The sequence below is a fragment of the Gimesia chilikensis genome (assembly GCF_008329715.1).
Taxonomy (GTDB): Bacteria; Planctomycetota; Planctomycetia; order Planctomycetales; family Planctomycetaceae; genus Gimesia; species Gimesia chilikensis.
On the sequence record NZ_VTSR01000032.1, the window covers coordinates 372,988 to 392,441 of the forward strand.

12 protein-coding genes are annotated in these 19,454 nt (G+C 52.3%); 6 read left to right on the forward strand and 6 right to left on the reverse strand.

The annotated features are described in order from the left end of the window. The first annotated feature begins 125 nt into the window (after nucleotides 1-125). Entirely contained in the window at nucleotides 126-1,217 is a 1,092-nt protein-coding gene (locus FYZ48_RS26225) for a hypothetical protein (RefSeq protein WP_187782233.1), read from the forward strand. A 6-nt stretch (nucleotides 1,218-1,223) separates the two neighbouring features. On the opposite strand, the gene FYZ48_RS26230 is transcribed toward FYZ48_RS26225, so the two are convergent. From FYZ48_RS26230 to FYZ48_RS26240, 3 genes are all read right to left on the reverse strand, one after another. Continuing rightward, entirely contained in the window at nucleotides 1,224-2,192 is a 969-nt protein-coding gene (locus tag FYZ48_RS26230; RefSeq protein WP_187782234.1) for a hypothetical protein, read from the reverse strand. 294 nt (nucleotides 2,193-2,486) lie between these two features. After that, nucleotides 2,487-2,924, reverse strand: coding sequence for a hypothetical protein (locus FYZ48_RS26235; protein ID WP_149345483.1), 438 nt, complete (start codon nucleotides 2,922-2,924; stop codon nucleotides 2,487-2,489). Nucleotides 2,925-3,042: 118 nt separating this feature from the next. After that, a complete protein-coding gene (locus tag FYZ48_RS26240; protein WP_149345484.1) occupies nucleotides 3,043-3,753 on the reverse strand; it encodes a sulfite oxidase-like oxidoreductase in 711 nt (236 codons plus the stop codon). Between the two features lie 397 nt (nucleotides 3,754-4,150). Here FYZ48_RS26240 and secA point away from each other — a divergent pair, with 397 nt between their 5' ends. The 5 genes from secA (at nucleotide 4,151) to FYZ48_RS26265 (ending at nucleotide 13,134) form a co-directional block, all read left to right on the forward strand. Then, complete coding sequence (gene secA / locus FYZ48_RS26245; protein WP_149345485.1) at nucleotides 4,151-7,687, forward strand: preprotein translocase subunit SecA; 3,537 nt, start codon at nucleotides 4,151-4,153, stop codon at nucleotides 7,685-7,687. A 48-nt stretch (nucleotides 7,688-7,735) separates the two neighbouring features. Further along, a complete protein-coding gene (locus FYZ48_RS26250) occupies nucleotides 7,736-9,076 on the forward strand; it encodes a 3-deoxy-D-manno-octulosonic acid transferase (protein ID WP_149345486.1) in 1,341 nt (446 codons plus the stop codon). 281 nt (nucleotides 9,077-9,357) lie between these two features. Then, entirely contained in the window at nucleotides 9,358-10,536 is a 1,179-nt protein-coding gene (gene metK / locus FYZ48_RS26255) for a methionine adenosyltransferase (protein ID WP_145039277.1), read from the forward strand. A gap of 62 nt (nucleotides 10,537-10,598) precedes the next feature. Further along, nucleotides 10,599-11,516 carry a hypothetical protein gene (locus FYZ48_RS26260; RefSeq protein WP_149345487.1) on the forward strand — a complete coding sequence of 306 codons (918 nt, stop codon included), beginning with the start codon at nucleotides 10,599-10,601 and terminating at the stop codon, nucleotides 11,514-11,516. A gap of 478 nt (nucleotides 11,517-11,994) precedes the next feature. Then, nucleotides 11,995-13,134, forward strand: coding sequence for a 3-oxoacyl-ACP synthase III family protein (locus FYZ48_RS26265; RefSeq protein WP_187782235.1), 1,140 nt, complete (start codon nucleotides 11,995-11,997; stop codon nucleotides 13,132-13,134). 45 nt (nucleotides 13,135-13,179) lie between these two features. Here FYZ48_RS26265 and FYZ48_RS26270 read toward each other — a convergent pair whose 3' ends face one another. The 3 genes from FYZ48_RS26270 to FYZ48_RS26280 all read right to left on the reverse strand — a co-directional run bounded on the left by FYZ48_RS26270 (nucleotide 13,180) and on the right by FYZ48_RS26280 (nucleotide 19,077). Further along, the gene (locus tag FYZ48_RS26270) at nucleotides 13,180-14,487 is read right to left on the reverse strand and encodes a hypothetical protein (protein WP_149345488.1); all 1,308 of its coding nucleotides are present in this window, start codon (nucleotides 14,485-14,487) and stop codon (nucleotides 13,180-13,182) included. A 154-nt stretch (nucleotides 14,488-14,641) separates the two neighbouring features. Continuing rightward, nucleotides 14,642-17,806 carry an efflux RND transporter permease subunit gene (locus FYZ48_RS26275; RefSeq protein WP_149345489.1) on the reverse strand — a complete coding sequence of 1,055 codons (3,165 nt, stop codon included), beginning with the start codon at nucleotides 17,804-17,806 and terminating at the stop codon, nucleotides 14,642-14,644. Between the two features lie 68 nt (nucleotides 17,807-17,874). Beyond that, nucleotides 17,875-19,077 carry an efflux RND transporter periplasmic adaptor subunit gene (locus FYZ48_RS26280; RefSeq protein WP_149345490.1) on the reverse strand — a complete coding sequence of 401 codons (1,203 nt, stop codon included), beginning with the start codon at nucleotides 19,075-19,077 and terminating at the stop codon, nucleotides 17,875-17,877. Nucleotides 19,078-19,454 lie beyond the last annotated feature (377 nt).

A 19,454-nucleotide genomic window follows, 5' to 3' on the forward strand; every position in this document is an offset into this window, starting at 1 on the left:
TCATGAATTTCTGCAATCGAAAACTGACTTGCTCTCTCCTGTTGATGCTTTTTCTGTCGGTGACTGCGCAGGGTGTGTTAGGGCAGAAACCGTCTACCTCGATCACAAATGACAATCAGATCCTGATGCAACAGGCACGAGAATGTTTGCGAACAGGGAACCGCTGGCTGCAATCGCAACAGCAGCGGGATGGCAGCTGGCGATCCGAGGCCTACACGAGCCTGGAGCAGGGGCTGGGAAGTACAGCTCTGGTTCTGGCCACTTATAGTGAGCAGCCACGAGACGACCTGCAGGAACGAAGAATTCAGCAGGGGCTTGTGTTTCTCACATCGCATCTGAATCAACGGGGGATCCTGAATTCACCCGAGGGAGGTGCCAACTATCCTCTCTATGCCACCAGCCTGCTGTTAAAGAGTCTGGCTGAAACGGGCGACAGGCGGGGGGAGGCATTGTCCGGTCTAATAAGCCGGGGGTTGCTGCGATATCAACATGTTACTGCACAGGGGTGGCCTGCGAATGATCCCGGTCGGGGAGGTTGGGGGCCGGGGATAGAAATCAGTGAAACGGCGGTCCGGATGCATCCCGCGAATGTTTCAGTCACGTTGCACGTCGTAACTGCTTTAAAACAGACCCGAAAGTTTTCTCCCGAGGTTCGTACTGCGGTCAGGGAGTTTCTGTGGCAGTGCCAGTTACAGGAAAGCGAGCATCCCCTGGCGGGTGGATTCCAGTTTGCAGCCATTTCCGATCATCCTTTGAACAAAGCCGGCTGGCAGCCAGACAAGAAGGGAGAGTTGATTGCTATCCCGTACTTCTCACCCACCTGTGACGGGATTGTCCTCATGCTGATGTGTGATTTGCCCTTAGACGACTCGAGAGTTGAAAAGGCACTGTCGGTTCTTCCAGAGCTCCCTCATGCACGTCTGGCCGAACTCCCATTAAACCGGGAAGCAAAATATACACCCCTGGATGCCATCTTCTTTTATGAGCAGGCGGCAGCCGCGCGCGTCTGGCGGGAGCTGCAGCTCCGGGGATCAACAGATCCGTTTCTGCGGAAACGACGCATTCAATCATTGAAGAGACTGGTGAAGTCTCAGCACGCTGACGGTTACTGGTCGAACCCTTTGCCCTGGATGCTGGAGGACGATCCTGTGGTCGCGACTGCTTTCGCGATGCAGGCAATACAACGCTGGTTGCCTGATTCGAAACGGGAACCCTGATCAGGATTATTCAGACGCCTTTTGCCCTGTCATTTTAATAAGTTCCATTAGAGTGCGTCGCACATCTTCGAGAGTACCCACGGCAACGAAGACCTGGTACGAATAGGAACCTGCGGCCACTCCCTGTGGATCGCGGACACGAAACACACAGTTCCATTTTACCACTTGCTGTGGGGCAAATCGAAAGCGACCATAGCCGGCGTGTTCAAAGCCGGGAGCGGGCTGATCTGGAGAGAAGACGCCCATGGCGTATTGCTGATCTTTGGTGCTCAGAATTACGGGGAATCTCTGCTCGCCCGGTCCATCGTCCAGGGGGTTGAGCGTTCCCGTTTTTGGATCGAGTTTCCAGAATGACTCGAACTCGGCAGGCATATAACCGGTAAGGGCTTCAAACTGAGCGTAATGATGCTGCTCTCCTGCAGGGATGGTAAATGTCACCCGGTAGTCGAGCACCTGATCAAGGTGCTGATAACCGATGCGAACCTGTTTCGTCAGACGATGATTGGAAAGCACTTGTTTGTTGAGTGCCGGCCTGCCTGATGACTTTTGCCCGGGGGCCAGCCAGTACGCCATCTGAGTCGTCGTGGTGAGTTGATTTCCCTGAGCCTGAATACGAAGCAGCCTGCTGGAAGAGGAAGGGCCTGCACCGTCTGAGCGAGAGCCCGCTTCGGTTGGATTAAAACACTCAGCCCAGAATTCTCCCGGTCTGGCGCAGTCAAAGCTGGCGGCAGACTGCAATTGCCTGCCGTGATCGAGACTGTCGATGAATTCTTTCCCATTCCATGTCAGAGAATGAATGGCCCCGGCTAACCGATTGGTCGTCGTAATGACGATCTCCGAATCACCTATTTTATGGCGGATGACTGCGTTACCATTCAGTTCCTCAGCCTGTGTGATATCAGCAAACAACAGGATCGCCATCATGATTAACAGAGAGCTGGTCTGGTAATGATGGTTGTACGATGAGGGTGGCATGCAGGAAGTTCCTTCAAAGTCGATGTCTTTCGTCTGAGTAATCATTGAGTTTAGAGTGAGATTGAAAGCACGAACTCAAGTCTCAGACGGGCCTCGTTTGAATATGTTTTACTGATGATAGTCGTTCGAACCTCTGGGGGAAACTGGTGTCTTCTGAGAACAGTCCTTATTGCTGATGAAATGGAACCTTTTTGAAACTGGACCGGTTTCAGGAGTTCAGTTCCGATGAATTAACGCGAGTTGCACTCTGTGCAACGCTGAGGCCCTGGGAAATATAGCTATCGCTCGTATAACTTAATTTATGATTGACTCTTGTGACTGACTTTCCTGTGCGCTGGAAAGTCGTCTGCGAAGTTGATTCCAGAGGATCAGTTCAATGAAGAGCTGCAGATTGATGATCAGGAAGATCGTCAGGCCAATCAGGGCTGGTATATTCCAGTCCTCCAGGACCATATACAGAATGGCTGTGAAACTGGCTGCAGTCAGGACAACAGAAAAAAGCATCAGTGCCGAGATGCTCCGTTCTGATCTCTGTTGAATCCCTTTCGCCAGCAGGAAGTAGAGCAGGCCCGTGATGAGATGCAGTACCGCGCCAATCAGAATTGTCGGGTGCATCACGAGGCTGACCGCGAAGAGAACTGTGCCAAAAAACAGACAGTAGCCGCCCGTAAAGCGGCTGAGTCTCGAAATGTTTTTGATGTACTGTTTTTCGGTGGCAGAGCTCAGATTCATTTGATCAATCTACTGTTTGAAGCCGAAGCACGGGTGTTTTCCTCGAAGAGAATCAGAATGATTGTAGTTCAACAGATAGCAGGAACTCTGGATATTTGAGCTTAAAAGGCCCTCTGAGTTACGCTTCAAACCCAGGGGGAATGTGGTCTCTCGACTGAAAACGTTCTCCGTCAGGATTGTTTTCATCAACCACCCAGGGGTCACCATGATTGTGATACCCGCACTGCTCCCAGTAGCCCGGTTGATCTTCCGCGATGAAATCAATCCGTTTGAGCCACTTGGCACTTTTCCAGGCGTAGAGCAGGGGGACGATCAGCCGCAGTGGACCTCCATGATCCGGATCGAGGGGTGTGCCATCATGCGTGTCACAGAGCAGTACATCTTCAGACTGGAAGTCGGCCAGGGGGAGGTTGGTCGTCCAGTCGCCATCATAACCGGTGGCGATAACATAGCGGGCCGTCGGTTGTACGCCTGCTCGTTGCATGATCTCACGAGCCGAAACCCCCTCCCAGAGATTTCCCAGACGGGACCAGCGAGTGACACAGTGGAAGTCCGCAAAGACTCGGGTGCGCGGTAGCTGCTGATATTCTTCCCAACTGAATGAGAGAGGCGTGTCGACCAGGCCTCCAATCTCAAGTCGCCAGGTGTCGAGATTTACGGCTGGCACGCTGGTGGCGTGCAGGACCGGCCATTTGCGTGTTCGACTTTGACCGGCGGGGATCCGTTCCGTCCGATGTGTATCTGTACTGACGATAATCTCCGAATCGGGAGCTGGGGGCAGCGGTGGCGGCCCAGCCTGGTATTTTTCTTCATCGGGACTGTTCTGCATGTGCAGTCTCCACAGGGGGTTAGGTGTTGTTATGCACTTGGTCTTGCTCTGTGAACTATACGAAATTCATTGATTTTAGCCAGACGTAGATATTACAAATCCCCCAGACTTGGCACATTGGTTGCAATTCTGTATGACGAATCCTTTCCTTTATTCGAAGTAAACCGCTGGTCAGAAGGCGAGACCGCCATTGACCATATTTTTCAAAATAAATAAACTTCGGAAAGAGAAGAACTTACAAAAATTAAATGTCTTCTGGACCGTCGACGGTAGGAGACCTCGCTCTATTTACGTCGGGCGGGGTGAGAATGGGCTCCCTGCCAGTATGACAGTGAGCTCTGACTGCCCGGAAGCAGCAATCGTCTAAATTTTAGAGAATTCGAGTTCGGGTTACATAATGGAATTCCTTGACAAACTGGGTGAGTGGCTGACAACAGTTACGGCATGGTTAGAGCGGTTTCTGACAGGATTGTTTGGCTCTTCCAACGAGCGACAGATCCGCAAACTGGGCTTCGTGCGTGACAAAGACGGCAAAGATGAAATCACTCCCGGTTCCATGCTGGCAGAAATAGACAGCTTCGAACCGGAGCTGATGAAACTGACCGATGAGGAGCTGAAGCAGACCGCCGACAGATTAAGAGCCAGGCTGGCTGCGGGTGAAACGCTGGACGATATTCTGACCTATGCCTTCGCTGCGGTACGTGAATCGGCCCGTCGGAATTTGAATATGCGTCACTATCCAGTGCAGATGATTGGTGGCTATTTCCTGCATAAAGGAACGATTGCTGAAATGGTTACCGGGGAAGGTAAGACGCTGGTCTCCTCCCTGCCTGCATTCCTCAATGCACTTTCCGGCAAAGTGCATATCGTCACCGTGAACGATTACCTGGCACTCCGTGATATGGAGTGGATGGGACCAATTCATATCGCCCTGGGACTCACCGTTGGTGCAATTCAGTCGCGGATGGGACCCGAAGAGCGGCAGAAGCACTATGCCTGCGACATTACCTACGGAACGAATAATGAATTTGGTTTCGATTATCTGCGCGATAATATGAAGCCGGTCAAAGAGCTGCAGGTGCAGGGACCGCTTAATTTTGCTGTCGTGGACGAAATCGATAACATTCTGATCGACGAAGCCCGTACGCCTCTGATCATTTCCGGTCCCGCCCAGGATGATGTTACCAAGTATTCACGGGCAAATTCTGTGGCGTTGAAACTGAAGGTCGGTGAAGACTTTGAAGTCAAGGAAAAAGAACATACCTGTCACCTGACCGATGCTGGTGTGAAACATGCCGAGGAACTGGCAGGTGTCGAAAGCTTCTATACAGCAGGTAACATGGAATGGCCGCACCTGATTGACAATGCACTCAAGGCACATCATCTCTACAAACGTGATGTGAATTATGTGGTTCAGCAGGGCGAAGTCATCATCGTGGACGATAACACCGGACGTCTGATGCCTGGTCGTCAATGGGGCGATGGTCTCCATCAGGCAGTCGAAGCCAAAGAAGGGGTCAAAATCAAGGAAGAGTCACAGACTCTGGCCACAATTACCCTGCAGAACTTCTTCAAGCTGTACGACAAGCTGGCCGGAATGACCGGTACTGCGATGACCGAAGCAGAAGAGTTCTGGAAAATCTATAAGCTGGATGTGGTCACGATCCCAACGAACCGTCCGATGCAGAGAATCAACCATCCGGATGTGATCTACCAGACGGAAAAAGAGAAATGGAATGCGATCGCGGATGAAGTTCGCGAAGTCCATGCGACAGGGCGACCGATTCTGGTCGGTACTGTTTCTATTGAGCAGTCTGAAATTGTCAGCCATCGTTTGAGTAAATACGGTATTCCCCACAATGTGCTTAACGCCAAGAATCATGAGCGTGAAGCAGAAATCATTGCGCAGGCAGGTCGAAAAGGTGCCGTGACGATTGCCACTAACATGGCTGGTCGTGGTACTGACATCATCCTGGGGGGAAGCGCCGAGCATCTGGCCTGGGAAGAACTGAGCCAGAAATACGACTCCCGAATTGAGATTCCCAAGGCAGAATGGGACTCCAAGGTCAAGGAAATCGAAAAACGGGAAGGAATGGATGTCGAAGGCGAAGAAGTGATGCAGCTGGGCGGATTACATGTGATCGGCTCTGAGCGACATGATTCCCGACGTATCGATCTCCAGCTCCGGGGGCGTTCCGGACGTCAGGGAGACCCGGGTTCCAGCCGGTTCTTCCTCTCACTGGAAGACAAACTGATGCGTGTGTTTGCCGGAGAATGGGTGAAAAACATTCTGGCACGTCTGGGTATGGAAGAGGGTGAGGCCATCGAAAGTGGGATGGTTTCCAAGCGAATTGAAGGCGCCCAGAAAAAAGTAGAAGAACGGCATTTTGAGCAGCGAAAACACCTGCTCGAATACGACGAAGTGATGGACGAACAGCGTAAGAACGTCTATGGCTATCGTCAGCGTATTCTGGATGGCTGTAACTGCCGTGAGCTGATTATTGAAATGATCCAGCGGCAGGTTGATGAAGAAACTGATCGGCTGCTCGACAGCAGTTATCGCTGGGATACGATTGCAGCCTGGTCAACTCAGGAAGCCCATATCGAGGTGGATGCCTCCGACGTCAGGGATATGACCTACGACCAGCTGGTCAGCTTCCTCAAAGACGAAGCTGCCTCACAGGCTGATGATCTGATCGCCGAACAGATCAGTGAAAATCTACCGGAAGAATATGAAGATGACTGGAACTGGCAGGCACTCACGAAATGGGCGAATGCTCATTATGGTCTGAATCTGAACGATCGTGAGCTGAAGAAGATCGGTCGCGACGGGCTGCATCAGTTCCTTTACGATCATGCCTTGAAGGCAATCGAACGAATCGATTTTACTCCGCTGGAAACCTTCCTGGATGAAGACTGGGGGATTCGTTCCCTGTCAGGGTACCTGAATTATCAGTTCGGCCTGGAAGTCGATCCTCAGGAGTTTAAGAATCTGAGTATTCCGGAATCGAAAACGAAGATTCTGGAGAAGGTGAAAGAGCTTTACCACGAAAAAGAAGTGACCTTCCCGGTCACTGTGGGCATGTATAACTTCCTGGGGAATCAGCAACCCGGGAACGAAGCCAACAGCCGCGTGGGTCTGGTGAAATGGGCGAATTCCCGTTTCCATTCCGATCTGGATCTGGAAGCGCTGAAGGGGAAACAGGTCAGCGAAATCCAGAAGATTCTCTCCGCTGAAAGTGAAAAGGTCTTCGTCAATGGAGAGGCTTCTACCCGGATTGAGAAATATCTTTCCGAAGCCTATTCGGAAGATCTCCAGGTCATGGGAACACCAGCCGAACATAAGGAATCCACGCTTCAGGAACTCGCCACCTGGGCACAAAAAGAGCTGGAACTTGACGTGACCACAGAAGAGTTGGAGCCGCTCTCCACGGATGAGGTTCGGACTCGACTGTACCAGGCGTACAACAAACGTTACCGTCCTGAATTAAGTCAGGCTGAGCGTTCTTTGATCCTGGAAGTTCTGGATACATCCTGGAAAGATCACCTGTATTACATGGACCATCTGCGGTCCGGGATTGGACTGGTGGGATACGCTCAGAAAGATCCCAAGGTCGAATATCGACGCGAAGGGATGAAGGCTTTCGACGCAATGTGGGGCCGTATTGGGCAGCAGGTCACATCGGCGATTTTCCGTCTGGAAAAGCAGAGCCCTGATTTCGTTGGGTCCTTGTGGCAGGTCACTTCGACGGTACATGAAGAAGTGACCGACGATTTTGAATATGATGATCCGACAGGCGAGCAGGATAATGCTCCCGAACCGGAACAGCGTTCGATTGAGCCCATTGTAAATGATCAGCCCAAAGTCGGTCGAAATGATCCCTGCCCCTGTGGGAGTGGGAAAAAATATAAGAAGTGTTGCGGCCAGGCCTGATCGGCTCCGGTTTTCAACCTGTTAATTTCGTAAGGGGAATGGACTCCCGTGCGTTTGGTTTCGTATCTGTTGAACCTGGTTTACGGTCTGCTGCTGATTGCGGTCTCTCCCGTGTTGGCCTACCGTGCTCTGGTGTTGAAGAAATATCGCTCAGGCTGGAGCCAGAAGTTTCTCGGTAAGCTGCCCGAACGTGAAGGGGATCGTCCCTGTTTCTGGTTTCATGCGGTCAGTGTAGGCGAAGTGCTGCAGCTTCCACCGCTGCTGGCAATTCTGGGTGAACAACATCCGGAACTGGAGTTCGTGATCACGACGACTACCCACACCGGGTATGCGGTGGCCCAGGAAAAGTTTCCCGGCCATACGGTCTGCTATTTCCCGTTGGATTTCTCCTGGTCCGTAAAACGAGCCCTGCAGCGGATACGTCCCTCGGCGGTTATCCTGGTTGAAATGGAACTCTGGCCGAACTTTGTACTGGCAGCAGACCGGATGGGGATTCCTGTATCCATCATCAATGGCCGCTTGAGTGAAAAGAGTTTCCGCGGATACTGGCGGTTGCGAGCTCTGATTGGTCCGCTACTGAACCGTCTGGAGCTCATGGCTGTGCAGACTGAAGCTTATGCAGAGCGGTTTTCGCGGCTGGCCGGAAAGTCAGAGCGGATTCAAGTGACCGGGTCGATTAAGTTTGACGGAATTGAAGTCGAGCGAGGTAATCCGCTGACCCGGGAATTACGAGATACCTTTCAGTTGAAGCAGAGAGAAATGGTGCTGATCGCGGGCAGTACTCAGGATCCGGAGGAGCGAATTGCTCTGGATGTCTACCTTGAGCTCCGTCGGCAGTATCCCGATCTGCGTCTGATCCTCGTGCCACGGCACCAGGAACGTTTTGAGGAAGTGGCAGCGCTGGTCAGAAGTTACGGCTTGCCTTTGATTTGTCGAAGTCAGCAGTCTGACGAAGATCAGGGCCGATTCATCCCATTTTCGACCTCAGAAAGACCCCCGATCTGCCTGCTGGATACACTGGGAGAATTAAAAGCCTGTTGGGGACTGGCCGATTTCGCTTTTGTGGGAGGCAGCCTGACGAAGCGAGGAGGGCAGAATATGATTGAGCCTGCCGGATACGGTGCGGCCTTGTTATTCGGTCCCAATACATGGAATTTCAAGGATATCGTTGCTGCTCTGCTGCAGCATGAGGCGGCAACGGTGGTTCGGAATCAGGCGGAACTCGAAGGACAGCTTACGAACTGGTTGAGGAATCCTGAGGCTGCCCGGGAGCAGGGGGGCAGAGCGCAGGAGTTCGTCCTGAGTCAGCGGGGGGCCACACTGCGGACAGCAGAGCTGTTAATGCGGTCACTGGATGAGGTGGCACGCTCTACCGGTAAGGCGGCTTGATTGAGAGGCTGCAGGCATTCTCTCTGGCATCGAAAAATCGGGGTACTCTTTTCAGAAACCTTGCGTAAATCACGGAGCGAGAGTGAAGAGACGCTTGTTGAGTGCACTGCAAATTTCTACAATTATGCACAGTCTCAGAAATACGTCAGCGCCCGCTGCTCGCGCTGAGCTGACGTGGGATGAAATCTCTTTACAGTGGCTCGAGAGATGCTTAGATCAGCCTCAGAGAGCTTGATCCATTTCCTGACCAGGTACAATGCAATTTAAGGGTGGAGTGACGCATGGCTAAATTTTCGTTCACAAGTGAATCTGTCAGTATGGGACATCCTGACAAAGTCTCAGACCAGGTTTCCGATGGCATTCTGGATGCACTGCTTGCTGAAGATCCTTACTCACGCGTCGCTTGTGAAACTCTGTGTACCACAGACTTCGTTCTGCTTGCCGGTGAAATCACCAGCAACGCCAACGTCGATTACGAGAAAATTGCCCGCGATGTCATTCGCGACATCGGTTACACCAGCGAAGACATCGGCTTCAACGCAGATACCTGCGAAGTGCTGGTGAAACTGCATCAGCAGAGTGCAGATATTGCCCAGGGCGTCGACGCCGAAGGGGCTGGCGACCAAGGGCTGATGTTCGGTTATGCCTGCAATCAGACGGAAGAGTACATGCCGGTACCGATTGCTCTGTCGCACCGCATTCTGAATAAACTGACTGAAATCCGTCAGAACGGCGAAGTCAACTGGCTGCTGCCGGACAGCAAAAGCCAGGTCACTGTCGAATACGAAGACGGCAAGCCTGTCGGTGTTTCCGCGGTTGTGGTTTCAACCCAGCACACTGATGAGGTTACCCAGGCTGAGATTCGCGAATTTATTATCGAGAAAGTCATCAAGGATGTCATCCCTGCCGACTTTTTGAGTGATGATACCAAGTATCATATCAATCCGACCGGACGGTTTGTGATCGGCGGACCTCACGGTGACGCTGGTTTGACTGGTCGTAAGATTATTGTCGATACCTACGGTGGCTGGGGCCGTCATGGCGGCGGTGCTTTCAGTGGTAAAGACTCAACCAAAGTAGACCGCTCCGCTGCTTACATGGCCCGTTACATTGCCAAGAACATCGTTGCCTCAGGACTGGCCACAGAGTGTGAAGTTCAGCTTTCCTACGCAATTGGTGTAGTCGAGCCGACCAGCGTGTATGTGGACACCAAGGGAACTTCCGTGATACCGGAAGAGAAAATTTCCGAACTGGTTCGTGAGCTGTTCCCGCTGAATCCGCAGGGGATCATCGAACATCTGCAGCTGCGTCGTCCTATTTTCAGAAAGACCACCTGGGGCGGACATTTTGGTCGGAACGATCCCGATTTTACCTGGGAAGCAACCGACAAAGCTGCTGAACTGAGAGACGCTGCTGGCTTGGGAAATGAAGTTCCCGAGCCTCAATTTGCCATTTCCTGATTTTCAGCGAATCATTGATTTTCTGAAATCAGCAACGCCGAGCCTTATGGAGAACGCTCGTCATGAATACTTCAAATCCGAGTATTACTCAGATCAGGGAACGATCCACAGGGGGGAAGTCATCTCAACAGAGGTGGCTTTTCCCTTTTTTGTTTCTCGGGGGGAATCTGCTGATTGCCCTTGGGCTGGTGGTGCTGCGCATCACAGGCTGGTTACAGATCGAAGCGAGTTTTGTGCCTTTGCTGGTCACAGGCGGGCTGCTTTCCGCTTCCGTTGCACTGGTGTTATTCAGTCTGCATCGGAAACGGCTCATTCTTCAGCTTGAGGATCGCAAGCACTTACTCACGCTGGCCCTGGTCTTACCTGTGTTGATCGGGATGCTGGCGGTGCACCCGTCTGAGGGACTGTCGTTGCCCGGCATTTATTTCTTTTCGCTGACCTATTTCATGGCTTTTGCCGGCGTTTTGGAGTGGCTCAATCGAGAAGCAGTTCATTGGCAGGAGTCTGATCTGATTCCATTTCCAGAAGAAGAGTTACCTGATGCAGAGGTCGCTTTGCTGGAAAGCCCGGTGAGGGAATCTGCGGGGGATAACGAAGCGTTGTTTGCAGCATTGCTGGATCAGGGAGAGAGTGCAGGTGACCTCTCTGAAACGCGTTTAGATGATGAAAACTGTTCCCAGTGGATGAATCGTTCAATTGATAAAGCAGGTGGGGAAACGGTTGAGGGAGGGATGCAGGTCCGTTTTGCGAGAAATCAGCGGTTGCAGGTGGTGCATGTGAGCCTGAATCCTCCTCTGGAAGGGGTATTATCGATCAGTTGTGAGGTGGAAAACGCAACAGGGACGCGAACCCGGGTTCTGGAAAAGCGAGCGTACGGGGTGAGTATTGAAGTCAAACGTGTCTCAGATCTGGATGAGGAGTTTGAGAGCCTGCTGCACTATCAAATCACCAGTTCTACCGCAAGTGAAGATGTGGCCTGATTTCTGCCGAATTCCCCAGGTGCTGTCATGGCCAGCAGATACGTCCATTCGGCGAAAGAAATAAGAGCAAAATGTGGTAAAATAGGGGTTTATATTTATTTTCAGGGCACGGAATTTTGCCTATATTATAGCTTAGCTGGATTTTTCTAAATTTCGCTAGTTTCCAATTTTATGAATCGCTATACTTTGCGGTCAACGGTCAGCGATTGTGGTCTGCTATGTTGCTGACTATGAAGTGAGACAGGAGTTGTTGCCTGGCTTGCACCCAATCATGACAACTCATTGGTTACTTTGGCGTAAGCGTTTTGGTAATCAGTTAGTGCATCTGCATTTGTCTCAGAATCTGGTTTTCAATAGATTCTGTTCTAAATGGAAATTGTGCTGCATCACGACAGGACGCGTGTTGAATGGAGTTCGAACTCTGCCCGCGTTGCGAGTTTGACAGAGACTGAATAAGGATGTCAGGAACATGCACAAGATGTCTTTAAAAGTTCAAACAAAAAATCAGGTAAACTCAAACGATCTGGAATCAGTTCTAGACGCGTCGGGGTTATTAGACCAGCAGATAAATCTGGCACCTGAGAATAAAAAAATAGAGAGCAAGCGTGGTCGCCAGGTGATTAGTCAACGAACTAATTCATTGTTGGGGGTCCAGATTGTTTCCAGTGGTTCCTACGTACCCGACAATGTGGTAACGAATCAGGACCTGCAGAAACGGTATGGTTTTGACCCGGAATGGATTGAACAGCGAACGGGAATTCTGGAGCGTCGACATGCTCCTGAGGGAATTGCAACCAGCGATCTCTGCTATGAAGCAGCACAAAAGGCAATTCGTGCTGCCCGCGTGAACCCGGAAGACATCGACCTGTTGATCGTGGGAACGTTCACTCCCGATTTTCAGTGTCCCTCCGTCGCCTGCCTGGTGCAGGACCGCCTCGGGCTGGATGCACCTGCCATTGATCTGCAGGCTGCCTGTGCTGGATTCATGTATGCACTGGTGACCGCAGCTCAGTACGTCGCGACTGGGAACAGCAAACTGGCACTGGTCATCGGTGGTGACTGCAACAGCCGGATTGTCAATCCGGAAGACCGCCGGGTCGCTCCACTGTTCGGTGATGGTGCTGGAGCTGTGCTCCTGGCCAAAGGTGATCCACATCAGGGTTTGACCTGTTATCAGACCGGATCCGATGGGAGTGGCTGTTCGCTGCTGGATCGTCCTGCAGGGGGAACCCGTAATCCGGCTACCGCGGAAGACATTCAAGAAGGGCGGCATTTCCTGAATATGGACGGCCGTAGCGTCTTTAAATGGGCTGTTCGTACTGTCGCTGATTCCATCGATCTGATGCTGACCAAAACCGGTATGAGCGTGCACGATGTTGATCTGTTTTTAATGCATCAGGCCAATATCCGCATTATTGATTCCGCCTGCGATCAACTGGGGATTCCTCGTGAAAAGGTCTACAATAACCTTGATCGTTATGGTAACACCTCCGGCGGTTCAATTCCCATCGTTCTGGATGAAGCTTTCAATGCGGGCCGCATTAACCGGGGAGATACAATCCTCCTGAGCGGCTTTGGTGCCGGCCTGGCCTGGGGAACCGGTCTGTTCCGCTGGTAACAGCCAGACCTTACCTATGTCGTCCGCTCAATTATGCCCGCTGTCTTAATCAGCGTCACCCTGCGTTCTGGGATTCTCATCTGACGGTGTCTGGGCTTCATCAGTGGGAGACTCTTCTGGTTCCACAGGACGTTCGATGATGGGTTCGCCTGATTTCGCGACTCCAGCCAGCGGAAGCTCGTCTGTCTCTTCCTGGTCTTCATCTGCCACATAGACGTGATCCAGCGGCGTTCCATCGTCACACTTGCGGAGCAGGAAGTAGACGATGGTACTGGCAGACCAGAAGAAGCTGATAACGAAGCCTGAGAACAGCAGATTCAGGATAGAGCCCCAGCCAATGGATATCGTTGCAGCCAGAGTCGGCTGATCCTGCTGAAAGAGGTTTAGAGCCTGTTCGCTGCCCATGCCCCAGCTGACTCCCCAGAAAGCGAGGTATGACATCACCTGCAGCAGAACCGCAGCAAAAAACAGACAGACAGCCCCGTAACAAAGCACAACGACAGTCAGCCAGAGAAAATACCAGATCCGGCCAAACAGGTAGCTGAAGATCCGGCTCAGGCCATCGAAACCATCGCTGTCTTCCACGCTGATGGTAGTCATCATCAGCGGCCAGCCCGCCAGTGTCACCAGCAGGATGAGGGTCAGCACAAAGGCAAACAGGAAGGCAAGTCCCCAGAGGAGGCTTACGATCACTCCGCCGGCACCGGGGATGTTGCCAAACAGGCCGATCAACAGGCAAAGCACCCAGAAAAAGCCCATTCCGGCGAAGGGGAGCAGGGGGGCGCTAACCAGTGACAAAATTCGTTTCAGTGAAAATCCCAGTGCGGCCCGACAGCCGATATGGTCATCCTGGGCAAACTGGATCGCTGCAATGCGGGTAATTGCCCCTCCAAAAACGGCCCAGACAATGACGGCCCATAAGAGCTGTGTCGTCGCATAGGCCAGGGCACTCCAACTGGCGCCTGTTTCAAACAGCGTCAGCACCGGTCTGGTAAAGAACCCCATCGGTTCCAGCAGAGTCGCAGGGGATAAGAGTTCTCCCGAGGGAGAAGTCGATAGTCCACTCAATCGCTCGGAAGTCAGAGATGCGGATACCACGCCTGCTGAAGGAGGTGGAAACTGGATTGTGTGTTGAACCGCAACGATACCTGTAGACGCGGGCGCCTCTGGTGCGAATGGAAGTTTATTGAACAGGTAGTTTCCCAGCGAAAGCATCAGCAGGCCGGCGACTGCGAGCAGGATCTTCTGGAAATCAACCGCCAGTCGGAAGGTGCGAAACAGATGCAGCCAGGGAAACAGGATTTTATAGGGTATCGGTTGAGTGAGTGGCGATGTTTTTTGATTCATCTTCATTAGAATGACGATCCACAGGAGATGAGGCAGATGTTGATCTGATTGCTGAGAGCAGTTTGAGAACGGACGCTCTCGGCCCGACTGTTCAATTGAGGCGTATTATAGACAGTCAGGCAGAAATGATGCTATGTCAGACTGCGATCTAACGCATTTCTCAGACAGATTTTACCGTTTGACCGTTCAGTTTCGGTTCAGCAACGGGTTCGGTGGCTGGCCGCGCGGTTTGTTTCGCGTCCGGAGTGCAGGACTGGTAAATCAGCGGAATGGCCAGCAGGGTAATTAAGGTGCCTGCGAGCAAGCCTCCGACAACGACTCGTGCCATCGGGGCCTGCAGTTCGCCTCCCTCACCCCAGCCCAGTGAAATCGGGATCATGGCCAGCACGGTGGTCAGTGTGGTCATGAGAATGGGCCGGAAGCGGCGTGTCGCTGCCTGCAGAATCAGCTCAGATGTCGGTTTTTCAGGATGCCGGCGTTTCAACTGGTTGATGTAATCCACCAGGACGATCGCATTATTGACGACGATCCCCGAGAGAACGACGATGCCGATGAAGGATTGCACATTTAGAGTCGTTTCAGTGAAAACAAAAACCCAGATGACACCGATCATACCCAGTGGGACAGCGAACAGAATATAAAATGGATCACGGAGCGATTCGTACTGCGAAGCCATGATCATGTACATCAGAATAATCGCCAGGACGAATCCCTGTTGCAGGGCACTGAAGCTTTTCTGTTGCTCTTCCCAGTCTCCGGCGACGCTGACTGAGAAACCAGATGGGATCTGAATCGCGTTCAGATTATCTTCCAGTTCCGGGACGATGCTGCCCAGGTCCCGTCCTTCGACATCAGCAAAAATTCGCAACACCCGCTGCTGGTTGTGCCGTTCAATCACAACTGGTGCATCATCGGATTCAAATTTAAGAAGATTCTTGAGCGGAATTGTACGCCCGTCAGCCGTCGTGACGCCGACCTGCTGGACGTCGCCGATCTGGTTGCGGTCTTCCTCGCGGAGTCGAACCATGACGGGGAATTCGTCCCCTTCTTCACGGTAGAGCGTGGCTTCCGTTCCGCGGATGGTGGTTTCCAGGGTCTGGGCGATGTCCTGCACACTGATTTTCAGCAGGCCTGCTTTTTCACGGTCAATCGAAGCGGTCAATTCGGGACGCTGATCTGAAATTTCTGCTTCGACATTGATCAATCCGGGAGTCGACTTCATGACGCCGACAGCCTGCTCCACGATCTGTTGAGCGAGTTGCATATTGTGACCGGCAACCTGTACGACCAGGTCGCCACCCCCTCTACGGCCAATCATGCGCATGACCATCATTTCGGTTTGCGCTTTGACCTGCACTTTCATGCCGGGGATTGGACCGATGGCATCGTCGAGGGCTTTGCGGATTTCCTCAATCCCTCGTTTCCGCTCTGTTCTCGGAGAGAGTTTGATGCGGAGCGTGGTACGGTTCCAGCGGTCTGCGTCATCAGCGCCATCGCCGATAAAAGATGCGATGGCAAGGGCCTCCGGGACGGATTCGATGGTTGCCTGTTCGAGAATCCGGGTCTGTTGATCGAGTTTTTTCAGCTGGATTCCTGCCGCCATTGAGGAATAGACATTGATGGCTGCTTCATCCGTTTTGGGAAGAAACTCAGTTTTAATCCGCGGGATCAGGCCGAGTGTGGTTGTAAAGCAGAGCAGCAGTAGAAAGCCGATCAGGACTGCGTGTTTCAGGCTGAATTTTAAAATCCGCTCGTAGATCCGCTCCAGTAAGAGGAGCACGCGATGGTTCAGATTGTGGAACCCGTCTATCAGAGCAAACCAGGGGCGGGTCCAGCGGGAATGGGTTTTCGGGGTCTGATCAGGAATCCAGTAGGCGCTCATGACAGGAGTCAGAGTCAGGCTGGCAAACAGAGAGCAGATCAGCGAGAAGCCGACAACCCATGCCAGTTGATGCAACAGAATCCCGGTGGTCCCCTGGATGAAGATCAGGGGCAGGAAGATGATCAGTGTGGTCATAGTGCTGGCGATAATCGCCCCCGAGACTTCCTCGGTGCCTTCGATGGCGGCAGTTTTGGCGTCCAGACCGTCTTCCCGTTTGCGGAAAATACTTTCCAGTACCACGATGGAATTGTCGACCAGCATGCCGACTCCGAGAGCCAGGCCACCGAACGAAATAATATTCAGTGTGAAGCCCTGGAAGTAGATCAGGATGAAGGTGGCCAGAACCGAGAGGGGCATACAGACCCCAATCACCAGCATGCTGCGGAAACTGCGCAGGAAGAGAATCAGGACTATGAAGGCCAGTCCCATACCATACAAGGCAGCCTGCTGGATGTTGGCGATTGACTGCCGGATGTATTCCGAGTTGTCGACCCGAATGCTCAGTTGTACGTCGGGCATCGATTTGTTGACGCGTTCGAGCTGTTTCTGCACCAGATCACTGACGCTGATTGTATTGGCGCCTGATTGCTTATAAACGTAGAGCAGGATCCCCGGTTTGCCGTTCATACGGGTGAGCTCGGTTCGCTCTTTTTCGCCATCAACGACATTGGCGATATCCCGAACATGCACTGTTGCGCCGGATTGTTCGCGGACAACCGTATTTTCGATCTGCTCCAGGCTGGTGAATTCACCCTGGCTGCGGATGAGTAAATTCAGGTTGCCTTCTTCGTAGTTTCCCGCGGGTTGATTTATGTTTTCCTGCTTCAGGGCGTTGACGACTTCATTTACACCCATGTTGAGCGATTCGAGCTTGCTGCGATCCAGGTCAATCTGGATCTCGCGTACAATGCCGCCCCGCATTCGTAGTCGGGCCACACCTTCCAGCTGCTCGAACTGTGGAATAATCTGATTTTCGGTCAGTTGCGACAGAGTAATGGGGTCGAGTTCGCTGTTCAGGCCCAGGTAAATGATCGGCCGGTCAGCGACGTCAAAATGTCGGATGTAAGGATCTTCCGCCCCTTCCGGTAGAGAGTTGCGGAGCTTATTCAACGCGTCGCGGACTTCGTTGATTGCCAGGGTCAGATCGGTGCCCCACTGGAACTGCAGTCGAACCGTGCTGCTGCCTTCCATGCTGCTGCTGAGGATATTTTCAATTCCGGAAACCGAGCTGAGGGTCTGCTCGATCGGTCGGGTGATCAGTGTTTCTGCTTCGTTGGGCCCCGCACCTTCATAGATAGTAATTACGCTGATGCTGGGGTTCTGAATGTCCGGCATCAGGTCGACCGCCAGCTGCGACAGCGAAACACACCCCAACATGACCAGCACGAGCGAGGCCATCAGGGTTGAGATCGGTCGGTGAACTGCCAGTCGAGTCAGGGACATATCGATGCTTTTCCGGATAGATCAGTTAAAAGCAGGAGGTCCTTCTCACATGCCGGCTGATAGTAGGCTTACAGGTTCGTTTTCTCGGGCAGGGCGGGAGGAGCCTGAAGAATCTGATCCATGGGGACTTCCACAGGTGTCACCGTCTGTCCTTCATCTACCAGGCGATTTCCCAGAGTGATCACCAGATCTTCCGCATTGATACCGGAGAGGATCTCCACCAGTTCTCCATCGTTGATCCCGACTTCAATGTTGCGGCGATGGGTCATCGGGGGATTTCCTCCAATGATAAAGACTGCGGAACCCGGTCCATCCTTGCGGCGGGTCAGTGAGGCGATCGGTAGCACTTTGGTTTCCGGGCGATGTTCAAATACAATCTGCACGCGGGCGTGCATGCCCGGCTTTAAGGCAAAATCTTCATTGGGAATTTCGATGTGAACGGCTGCGGTTCTGGTTTGTGGATCCAGTACAGGCGCTTTACGTTTAACGTGACCTGAAAACGTCTGATCGGGAAATGTATCGACGGTGATGGCAGCCTGCTGACCGATTTTGACATCCTCGTAATCTTTCTCCACGATATGCACAACAGTGCGTACGTGATCCAGATTGACAATTTTCATCAATGCGACATCCGGTTTGGCCAGATCGCCAATATCAACCAGCCTTTCAGCAAGAAACCCACTGGTGGGAGCAATGATTTTATTTTCCTGCAAACGCAGTCGACTCTGTTCCAGATCGGCTCCTGCCTGATCGACGCGTGCCTGTTCCAGTTCCGTTTGCGCTTCCTGAATTGCCAGGCTGGCCTGTGCTTCTTCCATCTGCTGACGGGTACTGACGCCTGATTTCTGCAGCACCAGCAGTCGGTCATAGGCTTTCTGGGCGAGTTCCTGAGAAGTAATTTGTGCTTTTAACTGTGCCTTCGCGACACTGAGAGCAGCTTCCGCCTTCGATACCAGTTCCCGGTTCTCTGAATCATTCAACTCCAGAATGACATCGCCTTCCTTGATCCGGTCGCCGACGTCAAAGGGCATCGACTTGATGTAGCCACTGTAGCGTGTCCGGACTTCTACCTGGGAACCTGCTTCCAGGTTACCAACGAGGTTAATCCGTTTTTCGAGGGTTTTGGTAGTTGAGCGGGTGACCTGGACTGCGATCGGCTCGGGGATGATGGTTTTGGTCGGGACCTGGACATCTTTGACGGATTTGTCATAGACCAGCCATCCGACAACCATGGCAATCGCTGTGCAGGCGGGCGCAATCAGAACTTTCATCTGTTATGTATCTCCGGTTGTGTGAACCGTAGCAGGAACAGACCTCAGGCACAGGATTACTCGTAGAGTGGATCTATGCTGAAACAGTTCCTGTTAATGACAGCAGAGCATGAACTCTGTTGTGCTATCAGGCAGGTTAACGGTTATCGTTAATAGACAATCCATGGGAGTGTTCTGGCCCTCGGGATTGTCTGGGAGGTAGTTTGCAGGCGGGATTGACCACTTGTAAAAGCAGTCAACTCTGCCTTCCTATTAGAACTATATCGGTCAGAGAATTCAAGATGTTTGTCGAACAGAAGTCCCTTGTTTAATTATTCTTCTGTTTATGAAATCAGGGACCGTTGGTTCCTGTTTTCCCGGTGTTTCTGTGTTAGAAT

What these genes read in the sequence shown, in the direction of transcription:
- FYZ48_RS26225 (WP_187782233.1), top strand. Translation starts at nt 126, where the DNA reads ATGCAACAGGCACGAGAATGTTTGCGAACAGGGAACCGCTGGCTGCAA.
- FYZ48_RS26230 (WP_187782234.1), bottom strand. Translation starts at nt 2,192, where the DNA reads ATGCCACCCTCATCGTACAACCATCATTACCAGACCAGCTCTCTGTTA.
- FYZ48_RS26235 (WP_149345483.1), bottom strand. Translation starts at nt 2,924, where the DNA reads ATGAATCTGAGCTCTGCCACCGAAAAACAGTACATCAAAAACATTTCG.
- FYZ48_RS26240 (WP_149345484.1), bottom strand. Translation starts at nt 3,753, where the DNA reads ATGCAGAACAGTCCCGATGAAGAAAAATACCAGGCTGGGCCGCCACCG.
- secA (WP_149345485.1), top strand. Translation starts at nt 4,151, where the DNA reads ATGGAATTCCTTGACAAACTGGGTGAGTGGCTGACAACAGTTACGGCA.
- metK (WP_145039277.1), top strand. Translation starts at nt 9,358, where the DNA reads ATGGCTAAATTTTCGTTCACAAGTGAATCTGTCAGTATGGGACATCCT.
- FYZ48_RS26260 (WP_149345487.1), top strand. Translation starts at nt 10,599, where the DNA reads ATGAATACTTCAAATCCGAGTATTACTCAGATCAGGGAACGATCCACA.
- FYZ48_RS26265 (WP_187782235.1), top strand. Translation starts at nt 11,995, where the DNA reads ATGTCTTTAAAAGTTCAAACAAAAAATCAGGTAAACTCAAACGATCTG.
- FYZ48_RS26270 (WP_149345488.1), bottom strand. Translation starts at nt 14,487, where the DNA reads ATGAAGATGAATCAAAAAACATCGCCACTCACTCAACCGATACCCTAT.
- FYZ48_RS26275 (WP_149345489.1), bottom strand. Translation starts at nt 17,806, where the DNA reads ATGTCCCTGACTCGACTGGCAGTTCACCGACCGATCTCAACCCTGATG.
- FYZ48_RS26280 (WP_149345490.1), bottom strand. Translation starts at nt 19,077, where the DNA reads ATGAAAGTTCTGATTGCGCCCGCCTGCACAGCGATTGCCATGGTTGTC.